The 19,370-nt window shown below is 66.4% G+C and carries 16 protein-coding genes and 1 pseudogene; 5 read left to right on the top strand and 12 right to left on the bottom strand.

Going from position 1 to position 19,370, the window contains the following annotated elements; all coding sequences use genetic code 11:
* Positions 1 to 109 precede the first annotated feature (109 nt).
* Positions 110 to 406: a hypothetical protein gene (locus AC3B6C_RS05730; protein WP_010843147.1), complete on the top strand. Its 297-nt coding sequence runs from the start codon at positions 110 to 112 to the stop codon at positions 404 to 406.
* Positions 407 to 439: 33 nt separating this feature from the next.
* Here AC3B6C_RS05730 and AC3B6C_RS05735 read toward each other — a convergent pair whose 3' ends face one another.
* Together AC3B6C_RS05735 and AC3B6C_RS05740 are read right to left on the bottom strand one after the other, a co-directional pair.
* Positions 440 to 2,146 (bottom strand): MDR family MFS transporter, encoded by a 1,707-nt coding sequence (locus tag AC3B6C_RS05735; protein ID WP_010843150.1) that lies wholly within the window; start codon positions 2,144 to 2,146, stop codon positions 440 to 442.
* Positions 2,147 to 2,165: 19 nt separating this feature from the next.
* Positions 2,166 to 2,651, bottom strand: coding sequence for a MarR family winged helix-turn-helix transcriptional regulator (locus tag AC3B6C_RS05740; protein ID WP_488375325.1), 486 nt, complete (start codon positions 2,649 to 2,651; stop codon positions 2,166 to 2,168).
* 370 nt (positions 2,652 to 3,021) lie between these two features.
* On the opposite strand from AC3B6C_RS05740, the gene AC3B6C_RS05745 reads away from it, so the two are divergent.
* Positions 3,022 to 3,774: a metallophosphoesterase gene (locus AC3B6C_RS05745; RefSeq protein ID WP_010843152.1), complete on the top strand. Its 753-nt coding sequence runs from the start codon at positions 3,022 to 3,024 to the stop codon at positions 3,772 to 3,774.
* Positions 3,775 to 3,795: 21 nt separating this feature from the next.
* Here the strand turns inward: AC3B6C_RS05745 and AC3B6C_RS05750 are convergent, their stop codons facing one another.
* From AC3B6C_RS05750 to AC3B6C_RS05790, 9 genes and pseudogenes are all read right to left on the bottom strand, one after another.
* Entirely contained in the window at positions 3,796 to 6,081 is a 2,286-nt protein-coding gene (locus AC3B6C_RS05750; RefSeq protein ID WP_488376229.1) for a SulP family inorganic anion transporter, read from the bottom strand.
* 143 nt (positions 6,082 to 6,224) lie between these two features.
* Positions 6,225 to 7,199, bottom strand: coding sequence for a YdcF family protein (locus AC3B6C_RS05755; RefSeq protein ID WP_488375326.1), 975 nt, complete (start codon positions 7,197 to 7,199; stop codon positions 6,225 to 6,227).
* 133 nt (positions 7,200 to 7,332) lie between these two features.
* Positions 7,333 to 7,797, bottom strand: a complete 465-nt coding sequence (locus AC3B6C_RS05760) for a DoxX family protein (protein WP_014928519.1) — start codon at positions 7,795 to 7,797, stop codon at positions 7,333 to 7,335.
* Between the two features lie 153 nt (positions 7,798 to 7,950).
* Positions 7,951 to 9,173 (bottom strand): annotated as a pseudogene (locus tag AC3B6C_RS05765) (DUF222 domain-containing protein).
* Positions 9,174 to 9,394: 221 nt separating this feature from the next.
* Positions 9,395 to 9,829 carry a nitroreductase family deazaflavin-dependent oxidoreductase gene (locus tag AC3B6C_RS05770; RefSeq protein WP_055477316.1) on the bottom strand — a complete coding sequence of 145 codons (435 nt, stop codon included), beginning with the start codon at positions 9,827 to 9,829 and terminating at the stop codon, positions 9,395 to 9,397.
* Positions 9,830 to 10,221: 392 nt separating this feature from the next.
* A complete protein-coding gene (locus AC3B6C_RS05775; protein ID WP_010843157.1) occupies positions 10,222 to 11,754 on the bottom strand; it encodes an NAD(P)(+) transhydrogenase (Re/Si-specific) subunit beta in 1,533 nt (510 codons plus the stop codon).
* Entirely contained in the window at positions 11,751 to 12,056 is a 306-nt protein-coding gene (locus tag AC3B6C_RS05780; RefSeq protein ID WP_004020381.1) for an NAD(P) transhydrogenase subunit alpha part 2, read from the bottom strand. The genes AC3B6C_RS05775 and AC3B6C_RS05780 overlap by 4 nt, the downstream gene beginning before the upstream one ends.
* Positions 12,056 to 13,144 carry a Re/Si-specific NAD(P)(+) transhydrogenase subunit alpha gene (locus AC3B6C_RS05785; protein WP_014928521.1) on the bottom strand — a complete coding sequence of 363 codons (1,089 nt, stop codon included), beginning with the start codon at positions 13,142 to 13,144 and terminating at the stop codon, positions 12,056 to 12,058. Before AC3B6C_RS05785 ends, AC3B6C_RS05780 begins: the two co-directional genes overlap by 1 nt.
* 413 nt (positions 13,145 to 13,557) lie before the next feature.
* Complete coding sequence (locus AC3B6C_RS05790; protein WP_488375329.1) at positions 13,558 to 14,142, bottom strand: TetR/AcrR family transcriptional regulator; 585 nt, start codon at positions 14,140 to 14,142, stop codon at positions 13,558 to 13,560.
* Positions 14,143 to 14,254: 112 nt separating this feature from the next.
* Between AC3B6C_RS05790 and AC3B6C_RS05795 the strand changes: the two genes are divergently transcribed.
* Together AC3B6C_RS05795 and AC3B6C_RS05800 are read left to right on the top strand one after the other, a co-directional pair.
* The gene (locus AC3B6C_RS05795) at positions 14,255 to 15,184 is read left to right on the top strand and encodes an aldo/keto reductase (RefSeq protein WP_488375330.1); all 930 of its coding nucleotides are present in this window, start codon (positions 14,255 to 14,257) and stop codon (positions 15,182 to 15,184) included.
* Positions 15,185 to 15,257: 73 nt separating this feature from the next.
* Entirely contained in the window at positions 15,258 to 16,025 is a 768-nt protein-coding gene (locus tag AC3B6C_RS05800) for an SDR family oxidoreductase (RefSeq protein ID WP_014928524.1), read from the top strand.
* A 60-nt stretch (positions 16,026 to 16,085) separates the two neighbouring features.
* Here AC3B6C_RS05800 and AC3B6C_RS05805 read toward each other — a convergent pair whose 3' ends face one another.
* Entirely contained in the window at positions 16,086 to 17,669 is a 1,584-nt protein-coding gene (locus AC3B6C_RS05805; RefSeq protein ID WP_488375332.1) for a molybdopterin-dependent oxidoreductase, read from the bottom strand.
* Positions 17,670 to 17,810: 141 nt separating this feature from the next.
* Here AC3B6C_RS05805 and AC3B6C_RS05810 point away from each other — a divergent pair, with 141 nt between their 5' ends.
* Entirely contained in the window at positions 17,811 to 19,283 is a 1,473-nt protein-coding gene (locus AC3B6C_RS05810) for an FAD-binding protein (protein WP_488375333.1), read from the top strand.
* The last annotated feature ends 87 nt before the right edge of the window (positions 19,284 to 19,370 follow it).

The following is a 19,370-nucleotide window of genomic DNA, read 5'->3' on the forward strand; positions in this document are numbered from 1 at the left end:
GGCACGTGGCCGGACAACCGGCAATGAGATGCGCTGTCGCTGCGACGTTCACAGCCAATCCACAGAGGATTCCGAACCCGACCCCACACTACGAGTCCACTCTCGACACATGAGAAGAAGCAAGAACACCGTCTCCGTCCCGCTCGTGGTCCTCGAAGATCCCGCCGCCATCGATTACGCCCACGCCCTGTTCCGCCTCGACATCCCGGTGGCCGTCGTCAGCAGCGAGTACTCCGCCGTCTTGCCGTTCATGGTGGGAAACAACGGGTACACGGCGGCACTCGTCGCCGATGTCGACGATCCCGAGCAGCTCGCCGAGGCGATCGTGATCATCGAACGGCGCTTCGGCCGAGTCGATTCCGTGATCCGCTACGCCACCGATCTCCCCACCGCCCGCGCCTCCTGAGGATCACGGACCCACCTCAGGGAGCAGGCCTCCTCACGAGGCGGGCGTCGACTCCGGTGCACCGATCGGGCGTCCTTGGCGCAGCGGGAGTTCCTTCCACGTGATCGTGCCGATGATGGCCAGCAGCGAGATGATCGACACCGCCAGGAACACGCGGTCCATCGAGTCGGCGAAGCCCTCCTTGATCGGCTGTGCCACCTCGGTGGGCAGCTTCTCGATGACGGAGGTGTCACTCATGACGCTGTCCGACGATCCGGCCGCGGCGCCGGGGTTCTGCGCGGCCGCGATGAGCGACTGTCCGAACGCGCTGACTTGCGGGTCGCTGCTCTGGGAGGCCTCCACGACCGCGGCCCGGTACTCGGGCTGGGCTGCCGCGGCGACCATCTCGTCCTGGATGCTCGGCCCCATGAACGAGAACAGCATCGAGAAGAAGACCGCGACGCCGAGTGTCCCGCCGATCTGGCGGAAGAAGGTGGCGGTACCGGTGGACAGGCCCATGTCCGTGGGCGGCAGGATGTTCTGCATGGCCAGGGTGATCGGCTGCATCAGGTTGCCGAGACCGAAACCGAGCAGCGCCGCCATCAGCATGACCAGGTAGACCGGGGTGTCGGTGCCGACCAGGTGCAGCAGAAAGGTGGCGGCGGTGATCAGCACCGCACCGACGATCGTGAAGATCTTGTAGCGGCCGGTACGGGAGATCAGCTGGCCCGACAGGATCGAGCCGGTCATGAGACCGAGCACCATGGGCAGCATCTGCAGCCCGGCGACCATCGGGCTCGATCCGCGGAGGACCTGAAAGTACTGCGGCAGCATCGAGATTCCGCCGAACATGACGGCACCGATGACGACCGAGATGATGATGCCCTGGCTGAACACCCGGTTCTGGAAGACGCGCAACGGAATCAGCGCGTCGTCGCCCATCTTGTGCTCGATCCAGATGAACGCGGCGATACCGAGCACGCCGATCACGTAGCAGAGAATCGAGAGCCCGGAGCTCCAACCCCATTGGCGCCCTTGTTCGGCGACGATGAGCAGCGGCGCCACCGCGACGGCGAGCGCTGTCGCGCCCCAGTAGTCGGTTCGCCCGCCGACACCCTTCTGCTGGTCGTAGTTGAGCACCTTGTAGACCACGAAGAGTGCGACGAGGCCGATCGGCACGTTCACGAGGAACACCCAGCGCCAGCCGGCCACCCACAGAATCGTCGTCTGGCCGGCGAACAGGCCACCGAGGACCGGGCCGAGAACACTGGAGGTACCGAACACGGCGAGGAAGTAGCCCTGGTACTTGGCACGTTCGCGCGGCGGCACGATGTCGCCGATGGTGGTCAAGGCGAGGGTCATCAGCCCGCCCGCGCCGAGTCCCTGGAAAGCGCGGAACGCGGCCAGCTCGTACATCGACGTGGCGATCGTGCACAGCAACGAACCGACGATGAAGATCGAGATCGCCAGCAGGAAGAACGGTTTGCGGCCGTAGAGGTCGGACAGTTTGCCGTACAGGGGTGTCACGATCGTCGCGGTGACGAGGTAGGCCGTGGTCACCCAGGCCTGCATGTCGTAGCCCTGCAGGTCGTCGGCGATGGTCCGGATCGCAGTCGACACGATGGTCTGGTCGAGCGCGGCGAGGAACATGCCCATCATGAGTCCGGCCAGGATGGTCAGGATCTGGCGATGGGTCAGTCCGGCACCGGCGACCTCATCGTCGTGGGCCACTGTGTCGGCGCCCGACGGGGAGTCTGTCATTGTCGTCCTTTCACGGGTTTCATGCATCCGCGTCCGGCGTGCGGGCTGGGCACGCCGGGTTGAGGGCCGCGTCGGCAGCGTCGACGAATCGTCCGAGAAGCCTGACCAGGGTGTGCAGTTCGTCGTCCGACCAATCCGCCATGACGCCGGCCATCGCTGATCGCCGGATCTCGCGCATACCCAGGACGCGGTCCCGGCCCGCGTCGGTGATGACGAGCAGGGTCGCACGTCCGTCGTCGGGGTCCGCCTCACGGCGGATCAGTCCGTGGTCCACGAGCTGTGCCACATGACGACTCACCGTCGACGGATCGGCACTCATCGCCTCGGCGAGCTCACGGGATCGCATCGATCGTCGGGAGAGGGGGAACAGTGCCTTGAACGCAGCCGCCTCGAACTCACCCTCGCGCGTCCGGAACGTGGTGTGGACCGCCCGCTCGCGGATGCGCACGAACCGCTGCAGCGTCTCGAACAGGTCGTCGAACGCCTGCTGATCGAGAGCCGGCACAGCACTCACCTCCGGGCGACGTCTTTACTTTCCCTTTGCAATTAGTTGCGGTGTGCAACTAGTTGCCGATCGCAAGTGTGCGCGCACACGCGAGAGAATGCAAACAGTTCGATGCCGGGGATCGGGTGGTCGCCCGGGTACGCACCCGAAGACAGCCGCCGACCTGCCAGGTCGGGGGTTGGCAGGTCGGCGACTCACCCTCATGTCGCTCGCGGGCCGTCCGACGTTACCGGCGTCGATCGGAGAAGCGGGCTGAGCCACATCGGCGGCGCGGAAGTGCGTTGCGCCTCGTGGCGCAGTGGGCGATGCATCGCCGGACCCTGCCTGCGGTTAGCCTCGTGGGAGTCAGGAACCGTGACAGGAGCTCTTCGTGTTCGTTGTCGCCCACATCAGCGACCTGCATTTCAACGGGACTCGGTTCAATCGGGCCCGCATCCAGGCCGCACTGAGCTACATCAATGCTCGTGCCGCGGGCATCGACGTCCTGCTGGTGACCGGCGACATCGCCGACGAGGGTGCGGCCAGCGAGTACCGCGAGGCCCACGGGGTGCTCGACAGTCCGCTGCCGATGCTGATCACGGCCGGCAACCACGACGTCCGCGAACCGTTCAGCGCCGCCCTCATCGGCACCGAGACCTCCGGTCCGATCAATCACGCCCGGACGGTGCGCGGACGCGACGGTTCCGATGTTCTCTTCTTGATGTGTGACAGCTCCATACCCGGCCGCAACGACGGCCGCCTCGACGACGCGACGATCGCCTGGCTGTCGGACCGGCTCAGCGCGACACCCTCGGACACCCCGGTGTTCATCGCTTTTCACCATCCGCCGGTCGAGTTGCACATGCCGTTCATGGACTCGATCCGCCAGTACGACGAGGACCGCCTCGCCGCCCTGGTCGGACAACATCCGAACATCGTCGCGTTCCTCTGCGGACACGCGCACACCCCGGCGGTGACCACCTTCGCCGAACGCCCGCTGTGCGTCGCGCCGGGTGTGTCGTCGACGCTCAACCTCCCATTCGAGGGCCGGGAGGTCGTCAATCGCGGTCAGCCGCCGGGGATCGCGTTCCACCTCTACGAGGACGAGCGGTTCGTCACCCACTTCCGATCGGTGATGTTCTGACGCGTGCCCGCAGCAGCATCGTCAACGCGCAGATGTCGTTTCGGGATCGCGGCGCCGGGAGCGGAGCGAATCGTCACCGGTGACCGGCGCGATGCTCTGCGGAGTGACCTCGTAGACACGTGCGGTCGCGATGTCGAAGTACAGTCCGACGATGCGCAGTCGCGCGTCTGCCGCGGCGCGTCCGACGAGCGGGTGCCGCGCGAGCGTCTCGATCTGCTTCGCGACGTTCACCACGGCCAACTGGTCGACCTCGGCCATTCCCAACTCGGCCGCGGCGCGTCCGGCCGGGTGCCCGTGCCGGAAGGCCACTCGGCTCGGGACCGCGTGCTTGAGCCAACGCTGGATCGGCGTCTGCTCCGACGGGGTCGCCGATCCGGTCTGGTGGTCGTGATTGTCTGACCGTTCGCTGTCGAGCAGCGCGTGCATCGCCCCGCACGACGAGTGACCGCAGACGACGATGGACGACACCCCCAGCTCCCCGATAGCGAACTCCAGTGCGGCCTCGACTGATACGTCGTCACTGTCGGTCGGGATCAGATTGCCCACGTTGCGCACCGTGAACAGGTCGCCCGGACCGCTGGCGGTGATGATGTTGGGCAGCAGCCGCGAGTCGGCACATGTCACGAAGAACGAATCGGGGTCCTGCGCCTCGGTGACATCGGCCAGCATCGCGCGCAGGGCGTCGGCATGCTCGTTCTCGTACTCGTCGACTCCGCCGAGGACCGACCGGAGCGCGGCCGGACGGTCCGGGTCCACCGACGTCTCCGACTCGGTTCGATTGCGCCACGGTGTCAGTCCGGCGAAACCGGAGGTGTGGCGCCGCGGTGGACGTCGAGGGGCGTCGACGAGCCGGGCACGCCCCTTCTCGACGACGAGCACCGTGCCGCCGCCGGCCTCGTGCGCCCAGCGGAAGTCCTCGAGCATCTCCGACGCCGCGTTGTCGAGGAAGTCGGTGTCGAGTTCGAGCGTCAGGTGCGCCCCGTCCGGCACCTGCGACAACGCCTTGTTCAGCTTCGGCAATGACAGGAAGCTCAGCGAGCCGCGCACGCGTACTGTCCATTGCTGCGCACCATCGTCGGTACCGCTTGCCTCCGAGATGATCTCGGCGCGGACCACCCGCCACACGACGAGTCCGATCGCCACCGCCAGGCCGATGCCCACGCCCTCGAGCAGATTGAGGAAGACCACCGCCACCACCGTGATGACATAGACCCACAGATCTCCGGTGCGCAGCGCGATCCGCATGTGTGCCAGCTTCACCAGCTGGATGCCGATGACCACCAGCAGGCCCGCCAGAGCAGCCATCGGGATCTGCTCGACCAGCCCGGTGAGCAGCGCGGCGAAGACCAGCACCCACACGCCGTGCATGACCGCCGACGCCGAGGTCCGCGCGCCGGAGTTGACGTTGGTGGTGCTGCGCACGATCACACCGGTGACCGGCAGTCCGCCGAGCATCCCCGAGGTGATGTTCGCACTGCCCTGCCCGAGCAGTTCGCGATTGAGGTCGCTGCGCGGACCGGTGTGCATCTTGTCCACCGCGACCGCGGACAGCAGCGACTCGACGCTGGCGATCAGCGCGACCGTCAGCACCCCGAGAAGCACTGCAGCCCAACTGCTGTCGGGGAGTTCGGGAAGAGTGATGGCTTCGAAGAAGTTGCCGTCGATGCTGATCCGTTCGACGTCGAGGCCGAAGACGATCGTCAACGCCGTCGCACCGACGATCGCCACGAGCGGGCCGGGCACCTTGCGCACCGCGGCCGGCATCAGCGGCCAGATGAGCAGGACGGCGATCACCGTGCCACCCACGAGCGCGTCCGAAGTCTCGATGTCCGCCAGTCCCGCGGGCAGCGAGGTCACGTTCTCCCACGCACTGCTCGCCGAACTCCCGCCGAGCAGCACATGGATCTGCTGCAACGCGATGGTGATGCCGATACCGGCGAGCATCGCGTGGACGACCACCGGCGCGATGGCCAGCGCGGCGCCCGCGATCCGGCTCAGACCGAACAGGATCTGCAAGACGCCCGCACCGACGGTGATGAAACATGTGACGCGCCAACCGAAGTTGGCGACCATGTCGGCGACGACCACGGTCAGACCAGCGGCCGGTCCCGAAACCTGTAGTGCGCTACCACCTATCAGCCCGGCAACGATCCCACCGACGACCGCGGCGATGAGCCCGGCCAGTACGGGGGCATCCGACGCGATCGCGATACCCAATGACAACGGAAGGGCCACAAGGAAAACGACGAGAGATGCGGGTAGGTCGTACCGCACCACCTCGCGAATTCCGGGGCCCCGACTCCCCATTTTTCGCATATGTCCGACGCTACCGACGGTTTGTTGACATCAGATGAACTCCCGCGGCGTAATGCTGTGAAACCGCAGGGCAGCAGGGCGGAACTGTGATTCACTTCACGCCGATCGGCCACGGGGGCGGTCGGATCCGGGTGTCAGGCCGACGATCCCGCCTTCAGGAGTTCCTGGAGGATCTTCCCGCCGATCTCCGGGATGAGACCGGGGCCGGTCTCGGGGAGATTCTGCGGAAGCAGACCGGGTTCATGGGTGGCCGGGATGCGTGCGGTCCGGGTGGCTTCCAACCTGATACCGGTCTGCTGGGCCTTGGTGAGCGGGGTTCGGTACTTCTCGAGGTCCGTTGCGGTGGTGAGGGACCCGACGACCCGCAGACCCATGGCTCCGAAGTCCGCGGCACCGCGTCGGATGTGATTGGGCGACGTGACGAGCACGATGTCCCGGATACCCTGCGCCCGCAGGATCTCGGCGGTGTTCTGCGCGTTGCCCACCGTCGACCCGGACTTGTCCTCGACGAGGATGCGGCTCGCGCTGACACCGTTCTCCAGGAGCCACGTCCGCATCGCGGCCGCCTCGGTGATGCCCTTCTTCGGCACGCCTCCGGTCACCACGAGGGGAGCCCCGGGCGTCACCTCCGACTGCGCCTTGCCGGCCGACACCCGGTTGACGAGTTCCGGCGCCATCTTCCCGTTCGCATTCAGTCCGTACCCGAGCACGACGATGGCCACTCGCCCGGACACCGGTTGAGGTGTGGTCGCCGGCACGATCTGCGCGGCGGTCGCGACACCCGAGATGATGTTGCGCGCCGTCGTCGCCAACGCCGGATTGATCATCGCCAGTCGGTTGAGTGCGGACCGGCCCACCACGACGTCATCGAGCTGGTCCGACCAGATCGCCTGGAGTGCAAGTGCATCGGAATCGGCGGGCGCCACCGCGAGGACCTGCTGCAGGAGTTCGAGGCCGCCCGCGACGTCACCCCCGGCGAACTTCGACTGCGCGTTGTTGTACAGACCGGCCGGGTCGATCGCGGACGCTGTCGTCACCACCGAGGCGTCCTGCGCCGGCAATGTCCCGACCGCCACGCCGCCGAGCGCGGCGACGGCGATCGCCGCCACCGCCGCAGTTGTCCTCCGCTTAACTCTGGTAACACCAGTCACTCGCGTAACAGTACGAGAGGTACGCAACGACCCCACACCCGTTCGATCCCAGATCGGTAACGGGTGCGGGGTCGGATGCGGCGGGCGAAGCTCAGCGCTTCAGGCCGGCCACCTTCAGCAGTTCCGGACGACGCAGGGCCAGACCGATCCACATCAGCACGCCGGTGTAGACCGCGAACAGGACCGTGTCGAAGAGTGGTGCCTCGATCCGCATGTTGGCGGTCACCGCACCACCCAGGTAGGCGGTGATGCCCAGAGCGCCCAGGACCGCGGTGCGCGGGATGGCGAACACGATGAGACAGACCAGCAAGACGACACCCATCACAAGCGCCTGATCGATCGGGAAGCCCAGCTTCGCCATCGAATCGACCACCTCCTGCGGGCGCGTCAGCTTGATGACGATGTCGAAGGCGAGGAACGCGCCGACGAGGACGCTGATGACGATTCCCGTGGTGCGCCGCCGGTTCCGGCGGGCCGGTCGCGCCTCGTCGGAGGACGTGATGTTGGTCGTGGCCGCCGGGCTGGCGGTGTCTCCGGTGGTGCTGTTGCGAGTCATGATGGCCTCCTGGCGAGTGGTGCGAGTGGGTTGTGCAGGGATAGACACGCCTGCTCGCCAGAACTCATCGTCGGATCGGCCTGCACCCTCGGGGACGGACTGGCGTCGTTGTCCGGGCACCGCAGAGATCACTGGCCTGACGACGATCGACGACTACGCGGCCGACCTTGCGAGGTTTACGCGAGACGAGTTGCGTTCCTTCCATTCCCATACCGCGTAGAGCACCTCGGTGGTGTACCCCAGGTCCATCCGACCCCCACCGATCGGGACCGTCGCCTCCACACCCACCCGCGGATCAGGCCGCCACCCAGCAGGTCTCACCGTCGGCGGAGCAACCGCGATCTCGGCCCCGTCAGGCCGGTGAAACGTGAACCGCTGCAACCCATGCGCAGTGATCGAGAACTCACCCCGATGCAACGACCGGTGACACGACCCGCACCCAACAAAGCCAGCTTCCCCGGCTGCCCGGGAACCCTGCGACTCACCACATCTCGAGTCGACGCGCCGCACCGAGCCTCGGCCACCTCCTCCTCAGGCAACGCCGGACCATCATCGAGATGAGCGGACTCCACCCCCTCACCGGCATGAATGAGGATCTCCACACCCGGCGCAACGTCAGGCATCGCGATCCCGTCATGCACCATGCCGGCCATCACCACCACCGCCGGCGCCACATCCGACGGCACCTGCCGCCACAGATCCCGACGCCGCGACGGAACCACCTCCAATTCGCCGTCACCCGACTCCGGTTCAGTGTTCCGCGGAACACTCGCAGCTGTAGGCAGATCCGCATCTTCGCAGGTCCGGGTGCGTTCATACTCCGCGCGCACCGCACCGGCCAGAAACCGCGCCCCATCCAACGGACTCAACCTCAACGACACCGACAACGACCCGTCAGCGTTCCACTTCCACCGACCCGTCGACTCCACCGGCGGAGCACTGCCCTCGGCGACCCCGCGGGTGCGGTCGATCTGGCCCATCGCCCGCACCGCCCGATCCAACTGACTCGCCGTGCACGACAGCGCCACATTCACCAACTCCTGCTCGCGCTCCGGCGTGGCCACCCGCGTCAACGCGCGCACCTTCGAATACGTCAGGCGACCTTCGCCAAATGCCTTGCGGATCACCGGCAATTCTCGTATCGCCTTTGCGACTCTCAGGTGCTCGTGCGCCGTTCGCGGTGCAATGCCGGCCTTCCACGACAACCAGTGCGCCAGTGAATGAATCCCCGGCCCCCGCCACGACTCCCGCTCGTCCAGTTCCCCCACCAGGTCAAGGAAACCCGCTGTCAGCGCCGTGATCTGCGCGGCATACCCGAGCACCCTCGCCTCGAGAACCTCATCAGACAACGACCCGGGATCCGCACCGTCGAACATCGACGCAACGTCCCCGACCGAACGAAAAGCACTGACCCCCACCGCAACCCCCTGAACCGAACGAAAGGTACGAGAACAAGATATCGGGCACCACCGACAATTCTCCGGGCCACAAACCCGAGGTCACGAGTGTTCCGCGGAACACGAACTGTGGATCATCGCTATTCACCCTCGTCATATTCTCGATGCTCCGAGCGGCCTCGATCCCGGCCCGGAGATCACTACTGAGAGGCAACCAGCTTGACGAGCGGATACTCCCGCGATGACTTCTTCTGGTACTTGGCGTATCTCGGTTGCGCCTCGACCACCCGGTTCCACGCCGTCGCGCGCTCATCCGCGTCGAGTACGACCGGCCGCACGGCCACCGGCACCTCCCCGTGGCGCTCGACTGACACGCCTCCGGGATTCGCTGTCAGATTGGCGAACCAGTCCGGGTTCCTGTCGCCACCACCCGATGCGACGACCAGCCAGTGGTCGCCGTCGGCGAACCAGCTCAGCGGCGTCTCGCGCACCAGGCCGGACCGCCGACCGGTCGTGCGCAGGATGAGCATCTCCATACCCCACATCGATCCGGACTTGTTCCGGATGCGGGTGACGGTGCGCTCGTTCATCTTTCGCTGATACCAGAGCGACAGGGATCGTGGTGACAGGGACATCTCTTCTTCCTCCGTGGCCGATCGGGCGATTGGCGTCGACACTACGGCCCGACGCGCGGGGGTCGCTTCTCGATTCCTGCTCGATCACGACTGGACACCGCGACCACTGGTCCTTGATCCGAAAGAACCCGCAGAACCCACTGGCCCGCCCTGCTCCCTGATCCGAAAGATGCGACCCCCATGCTCCCTGAGGAGCGTCCGGAGCTTGCGAGGGCGCGTCACGAAGGGTCTGGCAGGCCCCACTCGCCAAACCCTTCGTGGCTCGTCGCTATCGCTCCTCGCACCTCAGGGAGCAGGGGTGGCTCGCCTCGCTCACACCTGAAGGGAGCAATGAACTGCGAGACCCCGGCAACCAGAACGGTAGCCGGGGTCCCGAGAGGTACGCGAAAACGCTAGAGCGCCTTGAGTTCCTCGATGACGCTGTCGACGCTCTTCTTGGCGTCGCCGAAGAGCATGCTGGTTCCGTCGGCGAAGAACAGCGGGTTCTCGATGCCGGCGTAACCGGAACTCATCGACCGCTTCAGCACGATGGTGGACCGCGCCTCGTCGACGTTGAGGATCGGCATGCCGTGGATCGGCGAACTCGGATCGTTGCGCGCCGCGGGGTTGGTGACGTCGTTGGCGCCGATGACGATGGCGACGTCGGTCCGGCTGAACTCACCGTTGATGTCGTCCATCTCTTTCATCGAGTCGTACTCGACGTCGGCTTCGGCGAGCAGCACGTTCATGTGACCGGGCATGCGGCCGGCGACCGGGTGGATCGCGTACTTGACCTCGACGCCCTTGGCCTCGAGCAGCTTTGCCATCTCCTTGACCGCGTGCTGGGCCTGCGCCACGGCGAGACCGTAACCGGGAACGACGATGACCTGGTTGGCGTAGGCCATCTGGATCGCGGCGTCGGCGGCCGAGGTCGCCTTGACGGTGCCGCCCTCGGCGCCGGGGCCGCCTGCGGCAGCGGCATCGCCGCCACCGAAGGAGCCGAACACGATGGCCGGGATCGACCGGTTCATGGCCTTGGCCATGAGGTTGGTCAGGATCGAACCCGAGGCGCCGACGATCATGCCGGCCACGATCAACGCCGTGTTGTCCAGAGCGATACCCGCGGCCGCAGCCGACAGACCCGTCATCGCGTTCAGCAACGAGATCACCACCGGCATGTCCGCGCCGCCGATGGGGAACACCACGAACAGTCCCATCACGCCCGCGGCTACCAGTAGACCCACCATCCACCAGATGCTCGCGCCCCCACCGTTCGAGGCGTCGACTCCGAGGTAGATCGCCACACCGAGTGCGACGATGAGCAGCACGATGTTGGCGGCCTGGAACAGCTTGGCGTTGGAGACGAACGTCTTCTCCAGCCCCTTGGGCATGATCTCCTGCAGCTTGGCGAAGGCCACCAACGATCCCCAGAACGAGATCGAGCCGATGATCGCCGCGATCAGCGAACCGATCACCAGCGGCGAGGCGGGTTCAATGTTGTGGAACGTCGAGAACCCGGAGGTCTCGATGAACTCTGCCCACGCGATGAGCGCGACGGTGCCACCGCCGACGCCGTTGAACAGTGCGACCAGCTGCGGCATCGCCGTCATCTTGGTCTTCAGTGCCGGCGGGATACCCAGTGCGACACCGAGGATCAGACCCACCGCGATCAGCACCCAGTTGATCGTCGGCACGCCCTCGGTCGAGTGTCCGTCGGAACCGACCGCACCCTCATTCCAGACGTAGAGCAGCGTCGCGGCGACGGCCAGGCCCATACCCACCGCGGCGATCCAGTTGCCGCGCACCGCGGTCTTGGGCCCGGTCAGGCCCATCAGACCGTAGATGAACAGGGAGAACGACACGATGTAGAGCGCGGTCACCAGATAGGCGATGCCTTCGCTCGGGGTGTGCGCGCCTGCCGCGAGCACCAATTGCGAGCCGTTCACTTGGCCGCCTCCTTCTTACCCTTGAACATGCCCAGCATCCGGTCGGTGACCGCGAAGCCACCGATCACGTTGAGCGTGCCGAAAACCAGCGCGACGAAGGCGATGATGCGCACACCCCACCCGGCGTCGGCGGGCAACTTGCCCAGGACGACCAGCGCGCCGAGCACGACGATGCCGTGAATGGCGTTGGTGCCCGACATGAGCGGTGTGTGCAGGGTGTTGGGGACCTTGGAGATGACGGCGAAGCCGACGAACCCGGCGAGCACCAGGATCGCGAGATTCGCGAGAAGTCCGGCATACATCAGGCAGACACCTCCTGTGCCTCGCGTGTGACACACGCGGCCGCAACGACCTCGTCGTCGAAATCCGGTGTGATGGAGCCGTTGTCGTCGAGCATCAGCTCGATCAACGCCAGCAGGTTCTTCGAGTACAGCTCACTGGCGTGCTCGGGCATGGTCGCCGGCAGGTTCAGCGGTGCCGCGATCGTCACGTCGTGCTTCACGACGGTCTGCCCCGGTTCGGTCAGCTCGCAGTTGCCGCCGGTCTCGCCCGCGAGGTCGACGACCACGCTGCCCGGCTTCATGCCCTCGACCGCGGCCGCGGTCACCAGGCGCGGGGCCGGACGACCCGGCACCAGCGCGGTGGTGATCACCACGTCGAACCCCTTGATGGCGTCTTCGAGCGCTTGCTGCTGCTGTGCGCGCTCGTCCTCGGTGAGCTCACGGGCGTACCCGCCCTCACCGGCCGCGTCGATTCCCAGGTCGAGCCACTGGGCGCCGACCGAACGGACCTGCTCGGCGACCTCGGGACGCACGTCGTACCCGGTGGTCCGCGCACCCAGGCGCTTGGCCGTCGCCAGTGCCTGCAGACCCGCCACGCCGACGCCGAGTACCAGCACCGTCGCCGGCTTCACCGTTCCGGCGGCGGTTGTCAGCATCGGGAAGAACCGCGTCGACACATCCGCCGCCACCACGACCGACTTGTAGCCCGCGACGTTGGCCTGCGAGCTCAGCGCATCCATCACCTGCGCCCGGGAGATACGCGGGATGGCCTCCACCGCATACGCCTCCACACCGGCCGCGCGTAGCGTGCCGATCTGATTGTCGGCGTTACGCGGCGCGAGGAAACCGATCAGCTTCTGCCCACTGCGCAGTTTCGCGATCTCGGAATCCGACGGCGGCGACACCCGCAGAACCACATCGGCGCCGTACGGATCGCCGATCGTCGCTCCGGCTTCGGTGTACGCCTCGTCGGGGATCAGAGCGCCGAGACCGGCCCCCGACTCCACCACGACGGGCACACCCTTGCCCACCAGCGCGGCAACGACCTTCGGGACCAGCGCCACCCGGCGCTCCCCCTCGGCCGTCTCGCGCACGACACCCACTGTCATCTGTCTCACCTGTCTGATCCGGCGCCGCTCACCGCGGCGCCGCTGGTTGGCGCCTGTGCTCGGCGCGTCTTGTCAACGAGGTGACCTGCTCCCAGATCGTGCAGCTCCGCCATGTGTGTCGGCGAAACGGACGACCTGGCGCAGGTCACGAGTGCACGGGTGGGACTAGGGATGACTGTCACCCGGCTCACATAAATGTGCGTTGAACATAACATGCGTTCTCAGCGGGAACTCAGGTGAGTCAGATACCTCACTCAACCCTTGACGCTGCGGTTTCGCTCATTTCTGGACACATGTCTGAACAGGTGTCGTCCGCCCGCCTTCCTTCGGAACACCCCGCGGCCGCCAGCTCGGAGGAGCACCCACCTGTCGAACCCCTCCGGTCCGGCGCTCGAGAGGCCTTCCCTCCGCTGTCATTCCAGGTCGCGAAAGGCGATGTCGAGCAACTCCAGCCTCGAACGATCATCCGGATCGTTGGCCCACGCGATCATGGCCAGCTGGAAAGCGGCAAGGCTGGCTTCGACCAGCACGTGAGCTCGAAGATCGGCGTCCGTGCCCCGAAGCCGTTCCGCGACAATCGGCGTGAGCAGTTCCGCCCACGCCAGGTGCTTCTCGACATTGCGGGCGCGCAGCGTCGACGTGCTCGACAACAGGCGCATCGCGACCCGGTAGCGGGGTGCTGACGATCCCTGTTCGACCAATTCCGAGTACGCGGCGTGCAAGGACTTCAGAACCGGCTCGTCGCCGTTCCGCGCGAGGAGCGCATCCCGCACGAACTCGCCGTTGGCCTCGAGCATGCCGATGACCAGGTCCTCCTTGGCCGGGAAGTAGCGATGCACACTGCGCGCCGACACGCCGGCGACTTCGGCGATCTGCTCGATCGTCACGGCCTCGAAACCCTGTTCGGCGAACAGATCGATCGCCACATCGGACAGGCGCTGCCGCACGGCATCCCTGGCTACTGCGCGAAGTCCTCCGGAAGCGTCGCCCACACTCATCACCCCACCCTAACGGCCTGACAGAGACTGCGGACCGTGTCGCTGTCCGACTTGATTGTCAGATTCTGACACATGTGGCGTAGTGTGACTCTCAGCGACGAAAGGACAGGTCATGCGGACACGCGAACTCGGACGCCAGGGACTCACGACGTCAGTGCTCGGCTATGGCGCGATGCGCATCGCACTGGGGACCGACACCAGCACGGACGACGCGTCGATCGCGGCGATCCGCCGCGCCGTCGACGACGGTGTCACGCTCTTCGACACCGCGGAACTGTATGGCTGGGGCAGGGGCGAGCGGCTGCTGGGCAGAGCGCTCGCGCCCGTTCGCGACGACGTCACGATCGCGACGAAGTTCGGTTTCGAGCCGCCCCTGGAGCCGAACTCCCGACCCGACCACATACGCGATGTCGTCGACAACAGCCTCCGCCACCTCGGAGTCGATCACATCGACGTGCTCTATCAGCACATCGACGACCCGGCGGTGCCGATCGAGGAAGTCGTCGGGGTGATGACGGAGTACGTGGACGCCGGCAAGGTCAAATACCTGGGCTTGTCCAACACGAACGCGGAGAACATCCGCCGGGCCCATTCCGTGCACCCGATCAGCGTCCTGCAGACCGAGTACTCGATCTTCTCCCGTGAGTCCGAGGCGGTTCTGGACTTGCTGGAGGAACTGGGCATCGGCCTCGTCGCCTATGCCCCGCTCGCACGAGGATTTCTGACCGGAGCCGTGCAGCCCCGAGATGCCCTGGCGGCCGACGACTTCCGCCGTCGCTCACCGTGGTGGCGACCGGACAACTTCGAGGCGAATCTCGACATCGTCAGGCGGCTGGCCGACCTCGCCCAGGACAAAGGTGTGACTCTTTCACAGCTGGCGTTGGCGTGGCTCGTCGCCCGGAAGCCGTACATCGTCCCCATCCCCGGATCCGGCGACGCCGAACGGGTTGCACAGAACAACGCCTCCGCCGACCTCGAGCTCAGCGTCGACGATCTCGCCCGCATCGACCGGATCGCCCCGCACGGCGGCATCGCCGACTGACGGTCAATTCAGCTGTCGCAGTACAAGTTCTGCGCCACCAGTTCACGAATCAACAAGTAGAAAAGAGGAAGACATGTCCGGTTCACGACTCAGCGGCAAACGTACACTCATCACCGGTGGAACCACCGGCATCGGGCTCGCCACGGCGAAGCTCTTTCTGTCCGAGGGCGCCCGCGTGGTGATCACCGGCGTCAACCCGACGTCGTTGGCGCAGGCGCAGGAGGAGCTGGGATCCGAGGTCCTCGTCGTGGCCGCCGATTCAGCGTCGGTGGAGGCACAGCGCCGACTCGCAGCCACGATCGCCGATCACTACGGCCGGCTCGACGTCGCGTTCCTGAACGCAGGGGTGTCGGTGTGGCAGCCCATGGAGAACTGGGACGAGGAGAGCTACGACCGAGTCTTCGACATCAACGTGAAGGGTCCCTACTTCCTCACCCAAGCGCTGATGCCCGTCTTCGCCGACCCGGCGTCGGTGGTCCTCAACACCTCGGTCAACGCCCATGTGGGGTCCGCGAACTCGAGTGTGTACGGTGCGTCCAAAGCGGCACTGCTCAACCTGTCCAAGACGCTCACTAGCGAGTTCCTCAGCCGCGGAGTGCGTTTCAACGCCGTCAGTCCCGGTCCGGTCGAGACCCCGCTGTACGACAAGATGGGCTTACCCGTCGAGCATCGCGATCAGATGGCCACCAACATCACCGCCGGCATCCCGGCCGGGCGATTCGGGACCGCGGACGAGGTCGCGCGCGCCGTCCTCTACCTGGCGTCGGATGAATCGGCATGGACCGTGGGCTCTGAGATCGTGGTGGACGGCGGTCGGATGCTGAACGGGGAGCGTGCCTGAGGTCCTCCTCGAATCGCACCCAGCGCTGCCGGCGCATCTCGCGTCGCCGGACCGTCGACGTCAGACGATGGTGTACGTGCGGTCGTCCAGCCCGCTTGCACCGTCGGGCGCCGGCGCCTGGTATCGCTCGATCTGCGGTTTCCCCTGCTGATCGATCGCCCGGCATTCAAGGGTGTGGTTGCCCTTCGTCGCCTGCCAGACGAACTTCCATTGCCGCCAGGTGTCGATGCTGTATTCCGTGGTCAGCTCGGCGGGCTGCCATGGCCCCTGGTCGACGCGCACCTCGACGCGCTCGACACCGGTGTGCTGGGCCCATGCGGTGCCGGCGACGACTACCTCGCCTGCCGGGTGCTCGGTTCCGTCGGCCGGACGGTCGAAGCGCGAGGCCATCTTGATCGGTCCGAGCGCCGACCACCCGCGTGTGGTCCAGTAGGCGTTGGCCTCGGAGAAGCGCGTGATCTCCCAATCGACGACCCACTTCGTCGCCGAGACATATCCGTACAGCCCAGGCACCACCTGCCGGACCGGATATCCGTGCTCGAGGGGAAGCGGCGAGTCGTTCATCCCCACGGCGAGAAGGGCGTCACGTCCGTCGGTGACCGCCGAAATCGGTGTGCCGCAAGTCCAACCGTCGACGCTGGTGGACAGCAGCATGTCGGCGCCGGGCCGCACACCCGCGAGGTCGAGGACCTCGCGCATCGGCACCCCCAGCCACTTGGCGTTGCCGACGAGATCGCCGCCGACCTCGTTCGACACGCAGGCGAGGGTCACGATCCGCTCGGTCATCGGCATGGCGAGCAGGTCATCCCAGGACAGTGTCACCTCGCGGTCCACGTCTCCGTGAATCCGCAGTCGCCACTCACCGGTGGTCAGCGTGGGGACCTGTAGCGCCGTGTCGATTCGATAGAAATCGGCGTTGTCGGTCATGAAGGGTGTTGCGCCCGAGACCTCGAGCTGCGCACCGGCCGGGATGGGCGGCGCCTTCTCGGCCGCGCGCGGCAACAGCACCCGGGCGCGGTCGGCGACGACGCCCGCCGTGTCGGCGAGTACCCGTCGGGCCACGACACCGACCACGACCGCGGCAGCCGCCACGCCGCCCGCGGTGAGCACGAAGCGGCGCGTGAATGCCGACCGCGCAGCCGGTTTCGGCGTGTCATCCGCGGGGTCGGTATCAGTCTCGGCGGCCGGTGGATCGTCGGAACCCAATTGCGCGATCAGGACCCGCAGCACGACGACCCCGACCACGCCGGCGACGATCGACGGCAGCGCGTGGGTCCAGGTCGCATCCGGCCGGTTCATCGCGGCGAGCACCCCGACCAGCCCGAAGGCCGCGATCACCAGGGAGCCGAGCGGGGCTCGTCGCCGTTCGAGGTATCCGCACGCCGCCGCGAGCACCGCGATGAGGATGCCCATGCCGATGAACAGCGCCAGCTTGTCGGCGACCCCGAACGTCTCGATCGCCCACTTGCGGACCGCCTCGGGCGAATGGTCGACGACCGTGGATCCCACGGCGAAGTAGGGGGACGCGTCCGGCGACACGGGAACGGCGGCCAGTTCGCCCGCGGCCAGCGCCGCACCGACGGCGACCACACCCGCCAGCGCGGGAGCCGGCGAGGTTGCATGACGCGTCGTGATCGAGGGCATATTTCTTGATAGCGGAGGAACCTGTGAATACGCCGTGTGCGATCGGTTCCGAGACCGGGCGGTGACCATCCGGGCACACCGCCGCACCAATCGTTACCAGAGACTAGAACAGGTTCTAGTTTGTCGGCTAATCTGATCCGCATGGCTACCAGCACCGAGATCCCGGAGACCGTCGCACTCGATTCTGTGAGCGAGTTCTCCGACGAGGTCGACGTCGTCGTGATCGGATTCGGCATCGCCGGCGGATGTGCGGCAGCCGAGGCCGCCGCCAACGGCGCGCGCGTACTGCTGCTCGAACGCGCCGCGGCACCCGGCGGCACCACGTCGCTGTCCGGCGGGTTCTTCTACCTCGGCGGGGGCACCGCCGTCCAGAAGGCCACCGGCCAGGACGACTCCGTCGAGGAGATGGAGAAGTACCTCACCGCGGTGTCGCTGGATCCCGAGGCAGACAAGATCCATGCCTACTGCGCCGACAGTGTCGACCACTTCAACTGGCTCGAAGGCCTGGGCTTCACCTTCGAGCGCAGCTTCTACCCCGAGAAGGCCGTCATCCAGCCCGGCACCGAAGGACTGATGTTCACCGGCAACGAGAAGGTCTGGCCGTTCAAGGACCAGGCCGTTCCCGCACCCCGCGGACACAAGGTGCCGGTGCCCGGCGAGACCGGGGGCGCGAAGCTGGTGATCGACCTGCTCGTCTCCCGGCTCGACGAGCTGGGTGCGGAGGTCCGGTATGAGACCGGCGCCCGGCAACTGGTCGTCGACGAACACGGAGCGGTTGTCGGCGTGACGTGGAAGACCCCCGATGCGGAGGGCGTCATCCGCGCCGACTCGGTGATCATCGCCGCCGGCGGCTTCGTCATGAACCCCGACATGGTCGCCGAACACACCCCGCATCTCGCCGAGAAACCGTTCGTGCTCGGCAACACCTACGACGACGGCCTCGGCCTGCGCATGGGCCGATCCGTCGGCGCCGCACTGAAATACATGGACAAGGCATTCATCACCGCCCCCATCTACCCACCCGCGAGCATGGTCATGGGTGTCATCGTGAACAAGTTCGGTGACCGGTTCGTCACCGAGGACTCCTACCACGCGAGGACATCGGGATTCGTTCTCGAGCAGCCGGATTCGGTCGCCTACCTCATCGTCAACGAGTCGCACATGAACGAGAAGCAGAACTACCTCGTCCCGCTGATCGACGGCTGGGAGACCATCGAGGAGATGGAGCGGGACCTCGGCATCCCCGAAGGCAGGTTGCAGGCGACCATGGCCCGCTACAACGAGAACGCCGCGAAGAAAGAGGACCCCGACTTCCACAAGGCCGCCGAGTTCCTCGAGCCGCAGGACACCGGGCCGTGGGCGGCCTACGACCTGTCACTCGGCAAGGCCATGTATGCGGGATTCACGATGGGCGGCATGGCGACCTCGATCGACGGCGAGGTGCTCGACGAATCGGGGACCGTGATCACCGGCCTGTACGCGGCCGGTGCCAGCGCCACCAACATCGCACAGGACTGCAAAGGATACTGCAGCGGAACGCAATTGGGCGAAGGGTCCTACTTCGGACGCCGCGCCGGGCGGCACGCTGCCGCCCGGGTCACCGCCAGCGCGTGAGGGTCGAACACCCCGGTCGAAAACCGCCCTCCAGCGGACCACAGACGGCGGAGCGTCGTCGGCGCTGCCGGCGAGGGCGGTTTTCGG

Source organism: Gordonia sp. 11cp (assembly GCF_057767225.1).